This window comes from Flavobacteriales bacterium (genome assembly GCA_021739695.1).
Taxonomy (GTDB): Bacteria; Bacteroidota; Bacteroidia; order UBA10329; family UBA10329; genus UBA10329.
The window spans coordinates 120,720-136,372 of record JAIPBM010000007.1; the positions used below are offsets into that span (position 1 = coordinate 120,720).

Genomic DNA, 15,653 nt, shown 5'->3' on the forward strand with positions numbered 1-15,653 from the left:
TCTTTTTGAACTCAGAACCGCTTAAATCCGAGCGATAAGCTCAAGCAGTTCCTCCACCGTTTCGATGTTCAATTTACGCCTCAGTCTGGAGCGCGTCTGGCGGATGGTGTTGTCGCCAACACCAAGGATCTGGGTCATCTGTTTAGCAGATACGTCCATTTTCGTCAATAGGATGAAACGCTTTTCCGCCTCGCTGATGTTGGGATACTTTGCCTCCAACCGTTCGATGTATCCGGCATGCACGTTCTCGAACAGTTGTTTGAAACGGGCCCAATCTTCATCAGTCAGGATCTTGGCCTCTTGTAGTTGTTGCAGGTTGGAATCGTTTTCAGTCACATCCCCCAATGGAATGTTCTTCGTTTCCATTTCCTGAACAAACTCGAGCAATTGTTGCTTGGCCAGCTTCAGTTCGTGCTCCGCATCTTCCTTTTCTTGAACCAGTAATGCCCGCTGCCTGTTTCGCTTTGCGCGGAAACGGATGAACATCACGGAAAGCACGGTGAGCACCAGCACCATCAGACCGATAAGCACATTCCTGCGCTGTATCTGCAGCTTCCGTTCTCCTTCCAATTTGGCGGTCTGGGTGGCAATGCGTTCCAGTTCCAGTTTCTGCTCCGCTCGGGCCAGCATCACACGGTCGTATTCGCGCTCAATGCCATCCTTCATCAATAGGGAGGAATCCACGTATGCCTTCACCATTTCTGCATTGCCCAATGCGCCATATAGCTTGGCGGCTATCGGATACACGAATGCCTTGCGTGTGAGTTCGCCCGTGGAACAGGCGTGCTGCAAAGCTTCTGTCAAATAACCTGTAGCGAGTTTGGTTCTCCCTGTCTGGAGGGCGATATCCGCCAAAATGGTCAGCGCGTTTGATGCTCGACCTAGATCATTCACCCTTTTAGCCTCTTTCATGTCCTCTAGCAACAGCAGCTCGGCTCTAGCAATATCACCCTGCAGGTAGTAGTTCTCTCCCAAATTCCCTTTGGAAAGTATCGGATAGACCGTGTCCTTGGTCTCCAGCGCAAAGTCATAAACCCGCTGAAACCAAGCGTTGGATGAATCCAATTGTCCCAACCTTCTATAGGTAATTCCCATCATGTTGAGCGCAAACATGCGGTAGTAATGCCTGTAACCGACAGACATGCTTTCCACCGCCTGTTGGTATCTCCTTATTGCCTCATCATATTCCCTGAAATCGTAATGAACATGCCCCAACTGGGTAAGGCAAATGCTTTTGATGGGATATTCGGCCGGATCCTTGTCCTCAAGCAGACGGACAGAATTGCGGATGTGCAGGAGTCCCGACTCGTATTGTCCTCGGTCATAGAGCCGCGTACCTATCAGACTTTCGCAGCGCGCTTCCAGCCAAATGGCGTTGACTTCTCTTGCTTTTTGGATGAGTTCCAATGCCTTTTCAGTGAGCTCTGGTAATCGGTCGTCAGACCGGTAATTGTAATAATGAAGTTCAATGAGGTCGGCTTCAAGAGCAAAATCCGGATCATTGTGTTTCTCTGCAAGTTCTCTAACGCGTTGGAGGTCATTGAAGATCGCCACCGAATCCTGATAGCGCACAAATTGCTCGTAATAATCGAACAGCGCCAAGGTGCGCTCCGTGTGGGTTTTCCCTACAAGCTGCGTAAAATCAATGGGTGATTGGGCAAGAGTGGCTTGCCAAAGGGATATGAAGAGAAGTAGGATGGTAAAACGCTTCATTTCGGCTAAAATAAGCCAACATCTGAGATGAGGTATTAAGGAATAAGCGAAAAAAAGAAGCCGTGCCTCCACCTTGGTATTACGGGAGACCATTGGCTCACCACTTATAGTTTGCGGCTTACAACTTCATTCAGCCATCCTTTATCTGTTCAGGGTCTGTTCAAAGTAATTCCAACCTTAAACTTTGAACTCGGCACCTTCAACTTTCTTCAACCTACCTCCCATTCCCTTTCCTCATCTCCTCCAGCTGTTTCATCAGCCGTTCCACCTCTGCCTGAGAAAGGTTCTCCAATAGATCCTGTGGACTGTGAACAATTGGACCACGCGTTAGCGCTGAACGAATTACTTCACTAGAAGCTTCTGTCTGAACACAGCTTTATCAGTAACCAAAGCTATGATGTAGTTTCCTGCATCAAGCATCGAAACGTCTAAGTTCAAATGAAATGGGACAGATAGAACAACTCTCCCCGCCATATCATAAACCAAAGTACTGGTTGGTGTTTCTATCCCATCTGGAATTAGGAAACGAACCATGTCAGAAGCCGGATTGGGATAAACATCAATCGGACTCTTCACGTATTCACCAACTGCCCCTGGGAAATTATCAAGCCCAATGATCATATTCCTGATCATCCAGCCATCCTTACCGGTTTCCATACTATCGCTTTCAAAGACAAAGCGAACGTAAACAGTATCCATATTTTCCCAATCACATCCATTAGAACGGCTTTCATTTCCCTGAAAAACAGAAACGTACCAGATAAACTGAACAGCACTCCAGGTCCATTCCGATTGATTCCCAGAAAAACCATAAACTGTGTCGTGAATGATACTCGGGAAATTGAATATTTCTGTCTCCAGAGGTAGATTTAACTGAGACCACGTCCAAGCAATCGATTGCCAATTGACACTATCACAAGAATATTCCAGATAACCACCATCCACCAATGTATCTGTAGAATACTTATGTTCAAACGCAATCCACGAGGTTTGATAGGAATAATTATCGTTAGACGGAATCATCACCACCAATTCACTTCTAAGACTATCAGCATAGGAATTAACTGAATCGGTTACCCAGCCGATTTCGTTATCAAAAAACGACTTCGATGTGGTTCCATAGACCCATGCATTACTCGAATCACTCGTGTTCACCGAAAACAGGTGCGGTTCATTGATCGGAGAAATATTGGCAGCAATTCCGCCATCATAACCATCAATTTCAACCAACGGAACATCTCCGGGATTAACGTGATACCATGTTTGGGATTTGACTGTTGTAAAACAAAAAACAAAAAGAAATACCGATGTAAGAAGTCTCATACAGTCAAAAATACTCAATCTTAGAACGAGTTGTTATTGCTTGTATCTATCTCTTTCGCAAAACCCACCCGTCACTTCCGGCTCCTCATCTCCTCCAGCTGTTTCATCAGCCGTTCCACCTCTGCCTGAGAAAGGTTCTCCAATAGATCCTGTGGACTGTGAACAATCGGACCTCGCATTAGCCCTGCGAGGTAAGACAACTGCTCATTCCCGTCAGGTTCATACCTGAACAATTCATTCGGTGTGCATTCAAAGGCCTTGCACAGTTTAAACAAATGGTCAATTCCAACCGATTTCGCAGATCCATCAAGTAGTCTTCTAGCCTGTTTGTAGCTGAATCCACGTTTGGAAAGCCACACGTTTCCAAATTTTACTCCGCGCATTTTTAGTAGTCTATTCACATCCAATCGTATCATAACAGTATCATTTAAACACAAATACAACGGCCCACCCCCTTCTTTAGTGTGCTCAACCAACGCTTCCTGTCTCCCAAAAGATGGCACTTGCCTCTTATGGGCCACTCTTTGCCAATCCACTTCTGCTCAGTGCCTCGCTAAAGACACTTTAAGTCTCACCACAGATTCTTTCTGCCTCCCTACCGATGCTTTCTGCCTCGCCACTCATACTCTTTGCCTCGGAATTTCTACTTATTGCCTCGCCACTTCTGCTCAATGCCTGGCCATAGACGTTCTTAGCCTCCCCACTTCCACCCGTCACATCATCATTTCGTCATCATCATTACAGTTCAAATCTTCATCACTTCAGGTCCTCACCACTTCAAACCGATCACTACCTTTGCCTTTAGAATGAATCTAAATAAGCAGAGTGTAGCAGAGGCCCTTCAGGCCGTAAAGTCGCCAGCTGGTAATGTCAGCATTACAGAAAGTGGCGAATTGAAGAATATTCAAGTTTTCGGAAAAGAGATCGACATTGATCTGGAAGTAAAGAGTCCAGCACTCAACATTCGGAAGAAACTCGAAAGCGACATCAATACCGTGCTTTTCGAAGCATTTGGTAATGTGACGGTCCGTATAAACATTGCTGCCAAACCCATTCAGCAAGGACCGCAAGGACCACCCACATTAAGCAAGGTCAAAAACATCATTGCTGTTGCTTCGGGCAAGGGCGGAGTGGGAAAAAGCACCGTCACAGCCAACTTGTCCGTTGGCCTCGCAAAGCAGGGCTTTAAGGTCGGATTGATAGATGCAGACATCTACGGACCAAGCATGCCGCTGATGTTCGATATCGTCAGCGAAAAACCAAAAGTTACGGTCATCGAAGGCAAGCAATACATGCTTCCTGTAGAAAGTTATGGCGTGAAGGTGATGAGCATCGGCTTCTTTTCCGACCCAACACAGGCCATTGTGTGGCGCGGACCCATGGCTACCAAAGCCCTCAAGCAAATGTTTGGCGATGTGTGGTGGGATGAACTCGACTACCTCCTACTCGACCTGCCTCCCGGAACGGGAGATGTGCACTTGACCATTGTGCAAGCAGTTCCTGTAACGGGAGCCGTTGTTGTTAGCACGCCACAGGAAGTTGCATTAACGGATGCCCGTAAAGGTGTGGCGATGTTCCGCCTTGATAGCATCAACGTGCCCGTTCTGGGATTGATAGAGAATATGGCGTGGTTCACCCCTGCCGAATTGCCCGACAACAAGTATTACATCTTCGGAAAAGATGGCGTAAAAGGCTTGGCAGAACAGATCAATGTTCCTTTACTCGGACAGATTCCGTTGGTTCAGTCCGTTCGCGAAGCGGGAGACGTAGGAAGACCTGCCCTGCTTCAGGATTCAACCCCGATTGCACAGGTTTTCAAAGACCTTGCCCTTGCTGTCAATCACGAAGTTGAAAAGCGCAACGCAACACGCGAAGCCACCAAGCGTGTAGAAATCACTACACGATAAACAAAGTAAGATGGATATGGAACTACGAGATAAAGTGGAGGAAGCATTGGAAACGATGCGTCCTTTTCTTGCTGCCGATGGTGGCGACATGGAACTGGTGAACATAACCGATGATATGGTGGTTCAATTACGTCTGCTCGGTTCTTGCAAAAGCTGTAACATGAGCGAAATGACGTTGAAAGCAGGTGTTGAAGAAGCCGTAAAACGTTCTGTACCTCAAATAACTGCCGTAGAAGCCATCGATCACTGATTCAATTACTCATCATTTTACTGATAACCGTCAAGGTTTTCCTCGTTTAGCAAACTACCTTTGCGCCCTCAATAAAACGTATGTCTGCCACTTTAGAAAAAGCCAAAGAAATAACGATCCTGTTTGCGGGCGATTCCGGAGACGGAATTCAACTTACAGGAACGCAATTCACCGATACGAACGCACTCTTCGGAAATGACCTGAGTACGTTCCCGAATTTCCCTGCCGAAATACGCGCCCCGCAAGGCACTTTGGCCGGAGTTTCCGGTTTCCAACTGCATTACGGAAGCATCGAGATCTTTACCCCTGGTGATGAGTGCGATGCCTTGGTTGTGATGAATGCTGCAGCCCTCAAAGCCAACCTGAAGAGCCTTAAAAAAGGTGGTATCATTATCGCCAACATCGATGGATTCGACCCAAAGAATCTGCGTTTGGCGAAGGTGGAAAGCGGCATCAGCGCATTGGAAGACGGTTCGCTCAGCAACTACAAGGTTTACCCGATAGAGGTGACCAAACTGACCAAAGAATGCTTAAAAGACAGCGGCCTCGGTCAGAAAGATATCGACAGAACCAAGAACATGTTTGTACTTGGCTACGTGTTGTGGATGTTCGACCGATCATTGGATCCGACCCTAAAATACCTTTCAGAAAAATTTAAGAAGAAACCAGAAATTGTAGAAGCCAACAGCAAAGTACTGCGAGCTGGATACAATTTTGGCGATACGACCGAAACGCCAACCACGCGCTTCAGTGTCGAAAAGGCGCAAATGCCAAAAGGCGTTTACCGCAATATCATGGGCAACGAAGCAACTGCCCTCGGTTTGATTGCGGCTACGCAACGTGCCGGATTGGAGCTTTTTTACGGTAGTTATCCGATCACACCTGCTTCAGATATTCTGCATGAATTGGCCAAACGCAAGAATTTTGGCGTAAAAACCTTTCAGGCCGAAGATGAAATTGCAGCGGTGGCTTCGGCCATTGGCGCTTCGTTTGGTGGCGCGTTGGGAATCACCGCATCAAGCGGTCCTGGTATTGCCTTGAAAGGCGAAGCCATCGGATTGGCGTTGATGTTGGAATTGCCATTGGTAATCGTAAACGTACAGCGTGGTGGTCCATCAACTGGACTTCCAACTAAAACGGAACAAGCAGACCTTTTGCAGGCCGTTTATGGCCGAAATGGCGAATCTCCAGTGGCTGTGATTGCCGCAGCAACACCAGCAGATTGCTTCAACATGGCATTCGAAGCCTGCAGATTGGCTGTGGAACACATGACACCGGTTTTCTTCCTGTCTGATGGCTATTTGGCCAATGGCGCAGAGCCTTGGCGTTTCCCAACAGAAGATGAATTACCTGCATTCCACGGAAATTTCGCCACTCCAAGCGATCTGAAAGACGGAGAATATCTGCCTTATGAGCGAGATGAGAACCTTGTCCGCAAATGGGCTATTCCAGGAACAGTTGGATTGGAGCATCGTGTGGGTGGAATTGAAAAGCAGGACGGAACGGGCAACATCAGCTACGACCCAGACAATCACCAGCACATGGTGAATACACGGGCAAAAAAGATCGGTAACATCGCCAATAATATTCCACTGCAGGATATTGAATTAGGTGAAGCAAAAGGAAAAGTGCTGATTCTCGGTTGGGGATCAACATTTGGAGCAATTAAAGCGGCTACCAAAGAACTTATCGCGGAAGGACATTCCGTTTCGCACGCCCACATCCGCTATTTATTCCCTTTCCCAAAGAATATTGAAGAGGTATTAAGAAGTTTTGACACCGTTCTTATTCCCGAAATGAACATGGGACAATTGAACATGATGATTCGCAGCCAATTCCTTATTCCAACGGAGTCACTAAATAAGGTGAAGGGAATTCCTTTTAGCAAAGACGAGGTTAAGAATAAGGTTCTGGAAATACTGGCACACCCAGCGTAAAATGTGGCTCAAGTTTTTGACATTTTTCTTATTTGGTTTTAGTGGCATGACATTCTTCTTGTACGCAAAAATTCAGGCTGGGAAAATATTGAGCTTTGAGCAACAAATTAGCCAGCGATACCCGGAGGAGAAGGTTGAAGTTGGTGAACTAAAAACTTCTTTACCCACTGACATTTCGGACTGGTCGGATGAGGATGTTAGAGAATTTGGAAGAAAGTCTGGATTATGGCCTGTTGGAACTTTCTTTGCGCATCCACGGATTCAAAGGTTGGGAGTCGGAATTTTCATCGGCAGCGTTTTGAGCACATTTTATTTGATGGGCTGGAAATTTGGGATTGTCTTGACCCTATCAATTCCAATAACAAATTTTGTTGCGATGGAGATATTGAAAGGAAAGGTTCAATTCCTATCCTTTCTGACGCTTATTTCAGCAGTAGTTTTATTCATATTGGTCGCGACCAATAATTTGTAATTAAATGGCAGAAGTATTGAATGGCGAATTGACCGCCAAAGATTTTGAAACGGATCAGGAAGTAAGATGGTGCCCAGGTTGTGGCGATTACTCCATCCTGAAGCAAGTGCAAAAAGTAATTCCAGAGCTTGGTGTAAAGCGCGAAGACGTAGTTTTCATTTCAGGCATCGGTTGCAGCAGCCGCTTTCCTTATTATATGAATACCTACGGAATGCACAGCATCCACGGTCGTGCCCCGGCTGTGGTAAGTGGGTTGAAAGCCACAAATCCTGACCTGAGTGTTTGGATGATCACGGGTGATGGTGACGCCCTTTCCATCGGTGGAAACCATTTGATCCACATGTTGAGAAGAAACTTCAACATCAACATACTTCTTTTCAATAACCAGATATATGGTCTGACAAAAGGGCAATATTCGCCCACTTCGGAAGAAGGAAAAACCACCAAGTCTACCCCAATGGGTTCGTTGGATCATCCGTTCAATCCGGCAGCGCTGTGTATTGGTGCTGATTCTACGTTCTACGCCAGAACAATGGATCGCGACCCGATTCATTTGCGCGATGTGCTTTCTCGTGCCAACGCACACAAGGGCACTTCGATGGTAGAGATCTATCAGAACTGTAATGTGTTCAATGATGGCGCCTTTTTCGGTATGACCGATAAGGCGACAAAAGGACAACAGACACTTTTTGTGGAACACGGAAAGCCATTGATCTTTGGAGAGAACAGAGAATTCGGAATCAAACTAGATGGGTTCAAACCAGTTATCGTAAATATGGATTCTGTCAGCGAGAACGACCTTTGGATCCATGACGAAACCGATCGTGCCAAGGCAAACATTCTAATTCGCTTTTACGGAGACCCAACCTTGGAAGGAAACTTCCCACGGCCATTCGGAATTTTCTATACTGAAGAAAGACATTGCTACGAAGATCAGCTCATTGAGCAGATCGGCATGGCAAAACAAAAGCTTGGCAAAGGAGATCTGAACGCTCTGTTGAGAGGAAATAATACCTGGACGATCAGTTGATCGACATCAATTCGGAACGAACTCGAACTGACGCTCGTTACTAGACCCAAGGTCAGTAACATTAAAATGGTCCTCATCCAAACGGTTGACCTTGAAAACGCGCGTCTGATTGTTGTCGCTCATCGTCACTTGATTGATACCATCCGAAAAATCCCACGAGCCTGTATTGGTTACAAGATTCTCGCCCACTGATGGCTTGAACATTTCTGTAAACTGACCTGTACTTCCGAAGTTCAGCGTGTAATTCACATGCACGTCCAAATAGCTGGAAGTAACGTCCTGGCCATTCGTAAATACTTTGGAGATTGTCCAAGTTTGAGCAATGTGCGTTCTGGCCTGCTCCAACTTTGTAGCGCAACCAATACTTGCCATCGTTACCAATAAAAACATTACCGTCTTTCTCATCCTTCAATCCTTTTAGCAAAGATACTTACCCACTATTGGTACTCTTCGGCCCATGCCGAACGCTTTTTTACTTACACGTAGTATTGGCGGTGTTTGATACCGCTTGTATTCGTTCAAATTTACAAGTCTGAGAATTCTATTCACTAAGCTTTGGTCAAATCCCATGGCAATGATCTCGGCAGGACCTTTACGCTTTTCAATGTACTCGATCAGAATCTCATCCAATATGTGGTATTCAGGAAGAGAATCAGAGTCTTTTTGATCCGGTCTCAATTCGGCACTGGGCGCTTTGGTGATGATATTCTCAGGGATCACTTCTCCGTTCCGATTGATCCATCGCGCCAATTCGTACACTTCTGTTTTATAAAGGTCAGCAATCACCGAAAGTCCCCCATTCATATCACCGTAAATGGTCGAATAGCCGACCGCGCACTCGCTCTTGTTTGATGTATTCAACAGGATGTTTCCAAACTTGTTCGAAACTGCCATCAAAAGCACACCACGGATTCTTGCCTGAAGGTTCTCTTCTGCCAAATTGAATGGCAGATCGCCAAAAACGGGTAAAAGATCTTGTCGGAAATTGTTGAAGAGATTCTCGATAGATACGATCTCGTATTGCGTTCCAAGATGCTGCGAAAGGGTTATTGAATCGCCTATGGAATGCTCCGAAGAGAATTCGGAAGGCATCAGCAACGAGCGGACATTTTCTGCGCCCAAAGCTTTCTGCGCTAAGTAAAGAACTACGGCAGAATCGATTCCTCCAGAAAGTCCGATAACCGCCTTAGTAAAACCTAATTTGGAGAAATAATCACTTATTCCCAGAACGATCGCATCATGAATTCGCTCAATCTTCGACCGACCATCAATCTTCTTTTTCTCTCCTGTCAATTTCAGGTTCCCATCAAAATGGAAGGTTGCTGAATCCTCTTCGAAATAGTCCAATTCGTGCAACAATTCTCCGCTGGAACTGAGTGCCATCGATCCACCATCAAAAATCAATTCCGTTTGAGCGCCAACATGATTGGTGTAAACGATAGGTAAACCATATTTCAGGCAATTCTTTTCTAGAATTCGAATGCGATCTTCCCGATGTGAAAAATCAAAAGGCGAAGCCGCGATGTTTACCATCAATTGTGGCTCGTACCTCATCAGTTCATCCATCGGACTAGTGATGTACAATGGATCTTCGATGTTCCAAAGATCCTCGCAAATGGTAAGCGCAATCCGAATTCCGTTCACCTCAACTACATCAAATTCGCGGTTCGGCTCAAAATATCGGTACTCGTCAAAAATGTCGTAGTTGGGCAAAAGCGACTTCTTCACCACTTGTTTTATCTGGCCATCTGCCAAAACAAAAGCTGCGTTGTAAAGCCTTTTCCCACTCACATCAGCGTTGCGCAATGGCGCACCGACAACGGCTGTAATCCCAACACATTCGACTGCAATGTTCGCAACGGCTTGCTCGCAACGAAGGATGAAATCTTCAAATTCGAGAAAATCTCTTGGTGGATAACCACAGACCGAAAGCTCGGAGAAAACAATCAGATCAACAGCGTCTTTCTTGGCTTTTCCAATCTCACCAACGATTTTCAGAACGTTCTGTTCGAAGTTTCCGATGTGATAATTGAGCTGAGAAAGGCGAATCTGCATCATGAAAAAGCCGAGGTATTATGCTCGGCAAATGTAATGGGATGAAGCGGATCAGAATAGAATCCCAACGTTCAAAGCTACATGATGCAGATTGGCGTTCAACTCAAAAGGAACGCGCTTAGAATTATCTGCTCCATCATGCTTAAACAATCCCTCTTCCTTATCAACCTGACTGGCCTTCGCATCTTTCATCAGATCGATGAATCCGTTGTGGTATGAAACACTGACAACCAAGGATGTGTTTCCCGAGAAATTCCATTCAAAACCAGCACCAATCCGCAGTTTTACATTTGCAAACGTGCTTTGATTGTATCGTCCTTGAAAATCACCTTTTTCAGTGCTTCCAAAAACCTCTGTAACCACTCCAGAAGTGTCGACAGAACTTGACTGAAGCAATTGACGTTGATCTCTTGTTTTGGACGAAGCAAGCACAGAAATATCCACTCCAAACTGTCCGAAATAGGTGAAATAACCGATCTCGTTCGTCATCAACTTCAGAGTAATAGGCAGATTCACATAATCATAACGATACGTTCGGCTCATCAATCTGTATTCAGCAGTGTCATTTTTAGCGATGTACCGAACGTCAGCACCAGCGAAATCGAGTGCCGCTCCGCCCATTTTATGCTCCAGTCCAAAACCTAGTGCATAATTGTTTGTGAAGGCATATTCCGCCATCATGCCGTAGCCGAATTTCATCTTAGCCGCATCCAATTTCACACCATCGGTATTAGGTTGAAAAAAATCGACTGACGGAGACAGATTGAATCCGATCCGAAACTTTTTGCGCGAATTAGGACCGACTGCTTGATCCTGTGCAAAAGCTTCTGTTCCCAAGGCGAGAACCATTAAAGTGAGAAGTAGGTTTTTCATAATTTCGACCGCTTCAATTGCGAACGCGAAAATACATGAATATTCGGGCATGAGAATTCACCTTTGGTCTGTGCTGACTTTCCTAGTGCTGGCATTTTCGGGTTGCAAGCAAGATCCATTGGATGTGGATGTAAGCAATGTGGAAGTTGATCTTCAGTTCAAACGCTTGGACCAAGACCTGTTCTCTCTCGATCCATCATACGATCAGGTCAATACAGACGCTCTTCAAGAAAAATACGGGGATTTCTTTGTGGATTACTGCCAAGGCGTTTTGCGTTTAGGGCTTCCTGGTTCAGAATCGTTCAATTATTCTGTTGCTCAATTCATTACGGATGAAAGCATGAAAACGCTTTACCAAGATGTGCAGGCAGAATATCCTGACCTTTCTCTATTTGAATCTGAACTAACCGAAGCATTCAAATACCTTAAATATCATTTCCCCGACAGTACAATTCCAGATGTTGTCTTCGAAATATCGGCAATGAACTACGCCATTGTTGCCACACCAACCACTTTGGCCATTGGCCTCGACATGTTTCTTGGTGCAGATTATCCTGTTTACCCAATGGTCGGATTGCCTAAGTACATGTACGACAACATGAAACCGGGTCAGATGGTACCGCAGGCCATGAAAGGTTGGCTACAGGCCACATACGAAACAGAGGCCAAACGCAACACATTGCTGGATTACATGATCTTTGAAGGTAAATTATTGTATGTGCTGGATGCAGTTTTGCGGCAATCAGCCGATTCAACCAAAATCGGATTCAGTCCTATTGCTATGAGCTGGTGCAAGGAATATGAAGCGAATGTTTGGGCACATCTTGTAGATCAGGAACTTCTGTACACAACCGAATACATGACCATCAACAAATGGATAAATCAAGCTCCATTTGTTGCTGGCATTCCCAAAGACTCTCCAGGAAGACTTGGACAATGGGTTGGCTGGCAGATCGTTCGAAAGTACATGGATGAAAATCCTACCATTAGCGTTCAAGATCTGATGAAAAATCAGAATGCCCAGGATATTCTTTCACGCTCCAAATACAAACCCAAACTTTAGCATGAGCAAATCATCAGAAATAAAATTCAACGTTACGCTTGACGAAAACCATATCCCAGAAAAGATCAATTGGCTAGCTACAGACGCTGGCATGGAAAAACAGTTGGACACGAAAGCCATTATGATTTCTGTTTACGACACGGAAAGTGAAGAAACGTTGCGCATGGACCTTTGGACCAAAGAAATGCGGGTGGATGAAATGAAGCGATTCTTCCATCAGACCATCATTTCCATGGCCGATACGTTGCAGCGTGCAACCAACGAAGACGCCATGGCATCTGACATGCGCGAATTCGGACAGCATTTCGCGAAGCAAATGTTCAGCTGAACGCAAACATTTATCAAGCACAAAACGCGATCATGGATCAACAACGATCTAAATAATTTGAACAATTGGTCTCGCGCGTCTATATTTGTGTGCTTACAGTAAAACGTATAGATCAAATTCTATCTCAATCGATGAAAATTTCAACCCCTAGTGGACTATTCCTTTCGCTTCTTGTAATGCTCGGAATGGTTGGTCAAGTCATAGCCCAGCAAGATCCCCTCATCTTCAACAACGGAGCCATGTTCTACGTCAATGGAGGCCCCAACGATTCTGCGATTGTTTGGGTTGATGGTGGCGTTACGAACAATGACAGCATCATGGTGAACCTTGGCAAGTTCATCATCAAAGGTGATTTCGTGAACAATGCCCAATGCGGTGGGGATAACCTTTTCCCTGCTCAGATTCCTGCGAATAATGGTTTGTTCGAAGTTTATGGAAACTGGGAAAACAACGGGATTTACCGTGCTGGCCAGGGTAAGGTGAAGTTCATGGAATCAGATACAATCTTAGGGACTTCGGTAACCCGATTCCACGATGTAGAACTGATGGGATTCTCCCGAAGAGTTCAATTAGACATAAACTCAGAAGTTGGCGTGGACGGAACATTGAAACTTAACAAGGGCGAATGGGCAACCGATTTTGATACGCTTTGGGTTTTCAATACGGCTTTGGGAGCAATTCAACGTCACAGCCCGTGCGATACCTGCGGTTTTGTTTCAAGTTTAGATAATGGAAATTTAGCTCGCGCAACCGCTCAAGATGCCGTTTACCTATTTCCTGTTGGTTCAAGCATCAATGCCCCGACCGACCCTAACAACTTTGAGCGTTATAGACCCTTGACAATAAAGCCAGAAACGGCCGCAGCCGACTGGTACCATGTTCGTTTCGTAAATCAGAACGCTACAACCTTCGGTCTTCCTATCAGCCAAACGGATACTACCATTTGCTACGTAAATCCTTGGTGGTATCACCGTGTGAACCAAACAGGTGGAGCGAACCTCACTGCAGAAATAAGCACCTTGTCAAATCCTTTCGAAGGAGACCCATATTACAACACGTTCGCTAACTGGAATGCAACTGCAAGCCTTTGGGAGAATATGGGAAATTCAGCTACAGGAGTTGTTGGCTTCCTGTATCAGACGGTACGATACGATTGGGACGATTTCCAACCTTTTCCAGAAGATGCTTACATCTTAGGGTTCAACGTTCCATCTGAACCAGTTGTAACCGGAGATACCGCGCTATGTGCAAGTATTCCATCAGTTTATTCCGTTCCAGACAATGGCTCTGACTACGTTTTCACAGTTACTGGAGGAACCGTGGTAGATTCTACTCCCACTTCAGTAACGGTAATTTGGAGTAACGATACGCTAGCAGCTGTATTCGGCACAATTCAAGTAACTGAGACAGTTCCCAACAACATCAATGGTGGCTGCTCATCGCTTGAAGGAAATTACTCTATTGAAATTTGGCCACTACCAGTTGCCGCCTTTGGAATTGCAACTGACACAACCCTTCCTGGAGGAATATTCGTCTATGATATTGTAAGCACCGTTGATAGCAGTATCAACACATCAGAATGGTATTGGGATTTTGGCGATGGATTTACAAGCGAGCTTGTAAGCCCTGACCATTCTTATTCTGAAACAGGAACCTACACTATTCAACTTGTAACTCGAAGTGGATTGGAATGTCTTGATACACTTGCAATTGAAGTTAATGTGGTTGAAGGTCTTATCGTTCCAAACGTGTTTACTCCAAATGGAGATGGTTGGAATGATGTGTTCGATGTACGAACCAGTGCTGTTGGTCCTTTCAAATTGGAGATATATAATAGATGGGGAAATGTGGTGTTCGAGAACTCTTCTCCACTTATCTCTTGGGATGGTTCAACTTCAACAGGTGTTGAGGCATCAGCTGGAACCTACTTCTACGTAATTTCTAAAGCCGAAATGAATTCAGGTAACGCTATTGATAACCAACAAGAGAACTTTAATTTCAAAGAAACAGGTTGGTTGCAGTTGATCAGATAATCGCTGAAATAATGTCATTAATAAAAAAGGCTCCATGATTGGAGCCTTTTTTTATGCTGAAAATTTTGATTGAAAATCAGAATTAAGCGAACCGATGTATTCGAGGAGCTCATCACGGCCATCCAACTTTTCTGCCGAGGTCAACACCTGAATAGGAAGCTGCTCCCACGTTTCCAGCATTTTGTTTCGGTACTTCTTGAGTTTGGGCTCAATTTCGCCACGCTTCAACTTATCCAGTTTCGTAAAGACCATCGCGAACGGAATTCCAGACACGCCTAACCACTCCATAAATTCGAGATCGATCTGCTGTGGGTCATGCCTAATATCGATCAGCACGAACATATTCACCAAGTTTTCCCGCTGTAGAACATAATCGGCAATCATTTTTTCAAACTTCACCTTCTGTGCCTTTGGCACTTTCGCATAACCGTAGCCAGGAAGATCCACCAAATACCATTGGTCATTCACTGAGTAATGATTGATCAATTGCGTTTTTCCAGGAGTAGAACTGGTTTTAGCCAGGTTCTTCTTTCCCACCAACATATTTATAAGCGATGATTTACCAACATTTGACCGTCCGATAAAAGCAAACTCTGGTCTATCTGGTTTCGGACATTTTCGCACATCAGAGTTGCTCATCACAAACTCTATTTCCTTTATTATCATCGC

At 45.2% G+C, this 15,653-nt stretch carries 15 protein-coding genes; 8 read left to right on the plus strand and 7 right to left on the minus strand.

From position 1 onward, the window contains the following. Nucleotides 1-21: 21 nt before the first annotated feature. From K9J17_06235 to K9J17_06245, 3 genes are all read right to left on the minus strand, one after another. Nucleotides 22-1,713, minus strand: coding sequence for a tetratricopeptide repeat protein (locus K9J17_06235; protein ID MCF8276319.1), 1,692 nt, complete (start codon nucleotides 1,711-1,713; stop codon nucleotides 22-24). Between the two features lie 342 nt (nucleotides 1,714-2,055). Then, complete coding sequence (locus K9J17_06240) at nucleotides 2,056-3,036, minus strand: T9SS type A sorting domain-containing protein (GenBank protein ID MCF8276320.1); 981 nt, start codon at nucleotides 3,034-3,036, stop codon at nucleotides 2,056-2,058. A 71-nt stretch (nucleotides 3,037-3,107) separates the two neighbouring features. Then, complete coding sequence (locus K9J17_06245) at nucleotides 3,108-3,452, minus strand: helix-turn-helix transcriptional regulator (GenBank protein ID MCF8276321.1); 345 nt, start codon at nucleotides 3,450-3,452, stop codon at nucleotides 3,108-3,110. Nucleotides 3,453-3,842: 390 nt separating this feature from the next. On the opposite strand from K9J17_06245, the gene K9J17_06250 reads away from it, so the two are divergent. The 5 genes from K9J17_06250 to K9J17_06270 all read left to right on the plus strand — a co-directional run bounded on the left by K9J17_06250 (nucleotide 3,843) and on the right by K9J17_06270 (nucleotide 8,632). Further along, on the plus strand, nucleotides 3,843-4,943 hold the full coding sequence (locus K9J17_06250) for an Mrp/NBP35 family ATP-binding protein (protein MCF8276322.1): 1,101 nt from the start codon (nucleotides 3,843-3,845) through the stop codon (nucleotides 4,941-4,943). 10 nt (nucleotides 4,944-4,953) lie between these two features. Beyond that, on the plus strand, nucleotides 4,954-5,193 hold the full coding sequence (locus K9J17_06255; protein ID MCF8276323.1) for a NifU family protein: 240 nt from the start codon (nucleotides 4,954-4,956) through the stop codon (nucleotides 5,191-5,193). Between the two features lie 80 nt (nucleotides 5,194-5,273). After that, entirely contained in the window at nucleotides 5,274-7,130 is a 1,857-nt protein-coding gene (locus tag K9J17_06260; protein ID MCF8276324.1) for a 2-oxoacid:acceptor oxidoreductase subunit alpha, read from the plus strand. Between the two features lies 1 nt (nucleotide 7,131). After that, the gene (locus K9J17_06265; protein MCF8276325.1) at nucleotides 7,132-7,602 is read left to right on the plus strand and encodes a hypothetical protein; all 471 of its coding nucleotides are present in this window, start codon (nucleotides 7,132-7,134) and stop codon (nucleotides 7,600-7,602) included. 4 nt (nucleotides 7,603-7,606) lie between these two features. Continuing rightward, complete coding sequence (locus tag K9J17_06270) at nucleotides 7,607-8,632, plus strand: 2-oxoacid:ferredoxin oxidoreductase subunit beta (protein ID MCF8276326.1); 1,026 nt, start codon at nucleotides 7,607-7,609, stop codon at nucleotides 8,630-8,632. Between the two features lie 6 nt (nucleotides 8,633-8,638). Here K9J17_06270 and K9J17_06275 read toward each other — a convergent pair whose 3' ends face one another. Genes K9J17_06275 through K9J17_06285 form a run of 3 tightly spaced genes read right to left on the minus strand, consistent with a single transcriptional unit; the run spans nucleotide 8,639 to nucleotide 11,560 of the window. Continuing rightward, entirely contained in the window at nucleotides 8,639-9,037 is a 399-nt protein-coding gene (locus K9J17_06275; GenBank protein ID MCF8276327.1) for a hypothetical protein, read from the minus strand. Nucleotides 9,038-9,049: 12 nt separating this feature from the next. Further along, nucleotides 9,050-10,690 carry an NAD+ synthase gene (locus K9J17_06280; protein MCF8276328.1) on the minus strand — a complete coding sequence of 547 codons (1,641 nt, stop codon included), beginning with the start codon at nucleotides 10,688-10,690 and terminating at the stop codon, nucleotides 9,050-9,052. Nucleotides 10,691-10,738: 48 nt separating this feature from the next. Next, complete coding sequence (locus K9J17_06285) at nucleotides 10,739-11,560, minus strand: PorT family protein (protein MCF8276329.1); 822 nt, start codon at nucleotides 11,558-11,560, stop codon at nucleotides 10,739-10,741. Nucleotides 11,561-11,609: 49 nt separating this feature from the next. Here K9J17_06285 and K9J17_06290 point away from each other — a divergent pair, with 49 nt between their 5' ends. The 3 genes from K9J17_06290 to K9J17_06300 all read left to right on the plus strand — a co-directional run bounded on the left by K9J17_06290 (nucleotide 11,610) and on the right by K9J17_06300 (nucleotide 14,984). Then, nucleotides 11,610-12,623 carry a DUF2268 domain-containing putative Zn-dependent protease gene (locus tag K9J17_06290; GenBank protein MCF8276330.1) on the plus strand — a complete coding sequence of 338 codons (1,014 nt, stop codon included), beginning with the start codon at nucleotides 11,610-11,612 and terminating at the stop codon, nucleotides 12,621-12,623. 1 nt (nucleotide 12,624) lies between these two features. Beyond that, nucleotides 12,625-12,951 carry a gliding motility protein GldC gene (gene gldC / locus K9J17_06295; protein MCF8276331.1) on the plus strand — a complete coding sequence of 109 codons (327 nt, stop codon included), beginning with the start codon at nucleotides 12,625-12,627 and terminating at the stop codon, nucleotides 12,949-12,951. Between the two features lie 131 nt (nucleotides 12,952-13,082). Beyond that, nucleotides 13,083-14,984 carry a gliding motility-associated C-terminal domain-containing protein gene (locus K9J17_06300; protein ID MCF8276332.1) on the plus strand — a complete coding sequence of 634 codons (1,902 nt, stop codon included), beginning with the start codon at nucleotides 13,083-13,085 and terminating at the stop codon, nucleotides 14,982-14,984. A 51-nt stretch (nucleotides 14,985-15,035) separates the two neighbouring features. Here K9J17_06300 and yihA read toward each other — a convergent pair whose 3' ends face one another. After that, nucleotides 15,036-15,650 (minus strand): ribosome biogenesis GTP-binding protein YihA/YsxC, encoded by a 615-nt coding sequence (gene yihA, locus K9J17_06305; protein ID MCF8276333.1) that lies wholly within the window; start codon nucleotides 15,648-15,650, stop codon nucleotides 15,036-15,038. Nucleotides 15,651-15,653 lie beyond the last annotated feature (3 nt).

Coding starts and splice junctions, on each gene's coding strand:
- K9J17_06260 (MCF8276324.1), top strand. CDS start 5,274: ATGTCTGCCACTTTAGAAAAAGCCAAAGAAATAACGATCCTGTTTGCG.
- K9J17_06300 (MCF8276332.1), top strand. CDS start 13,083: ATGAAAATTTCAACCCCTAGTGGACTATTCCTTTCGCTTCTTGTAATG.
- K9J17_06280 (MCF8276328.1), bottom strand. CDS start 10,690: ATGATGCAGATTCGCCTTTCTCAGCTCAATTATCACATCGGAAACTTC.
- K9J17_06255 (MCF8276323.1), top strand. CDS start 4,954: ATGGATATGGAACTACGAGATAAAGTGGAGGAAGCATTGGAAACGATG.
- K9J17_06290 (MCF8276330.1), top strand. CDS start 11,610: ATGAGAATTCACCTTTGGTCTGTGCTGACTTTCCTAGTGCTGGCATTT.
- K9J17_06265 (MCF8276325.1), top strand. CDS start 7,132: ATGTGGCTCAAGTTTTTGACATTTTTCTTATTTGGTTTTAGTGGCATG.
- gldC (MCF8276331.1), top strand. CDS start 12,625: ATGAGCAAATCATCAGAAATAAAATTCAACGTTACGCTTGACGAAAAC.
- K9J17_06245 (MCF8276321.1), bottom strand. CDS start 3,452: ATGATACGATTGGATGTGAATAGACTACTAAAAATGCGCGGAGTAAAA.
- K9J17_06275 (MCF8276327.1), bottom strand. CDS start 9,037: ATGAGAAAGACGGTAATGTTTTTATTGGTAACGATGGCAAGTATTGGT.
- K9J17_06250 (MCF8276322.1), top strand. CDS start 3,843: ATGAATCTAAATAAGCAGAGTGTAGCAGAGGCCCTTCAGGCCGTAAAG.
- yihA (MCF8276333.1), bottom strand. CDS start 15,650: ATGATAATAAAGGAAATAGAGTTTGTGATGAGCAACTCTGATGTGCGA.
- K9J17_06270 (MCF8276326.1), top strand. CDS start 7,607: ATGGCAGAAGTATTGAATGGCGAATTGACCGCCAAAGATTTTGAAACG.
- K9J17_06235 (MCF8276319.1), bottom strand. CDS start 1,713: ATGAAGCGTTTTACCATCCTACTTCTCTTCATATCCCTTTGGCAAGCC.
- K9J17_06240 (MCF8276320.1), bottom strand. CDS start 3,036: ATGAGACTTCTTACATCGGTATTTCTTTTTGTTTTTTGTTTTACAACA.
- K9J17_06285 (MCF8276329.1), bottom strand. CDS start 11,560: ATGAAAAACCTACTTCTCACTTTAATGGTTCTCGCCTTGGGAACAGAA.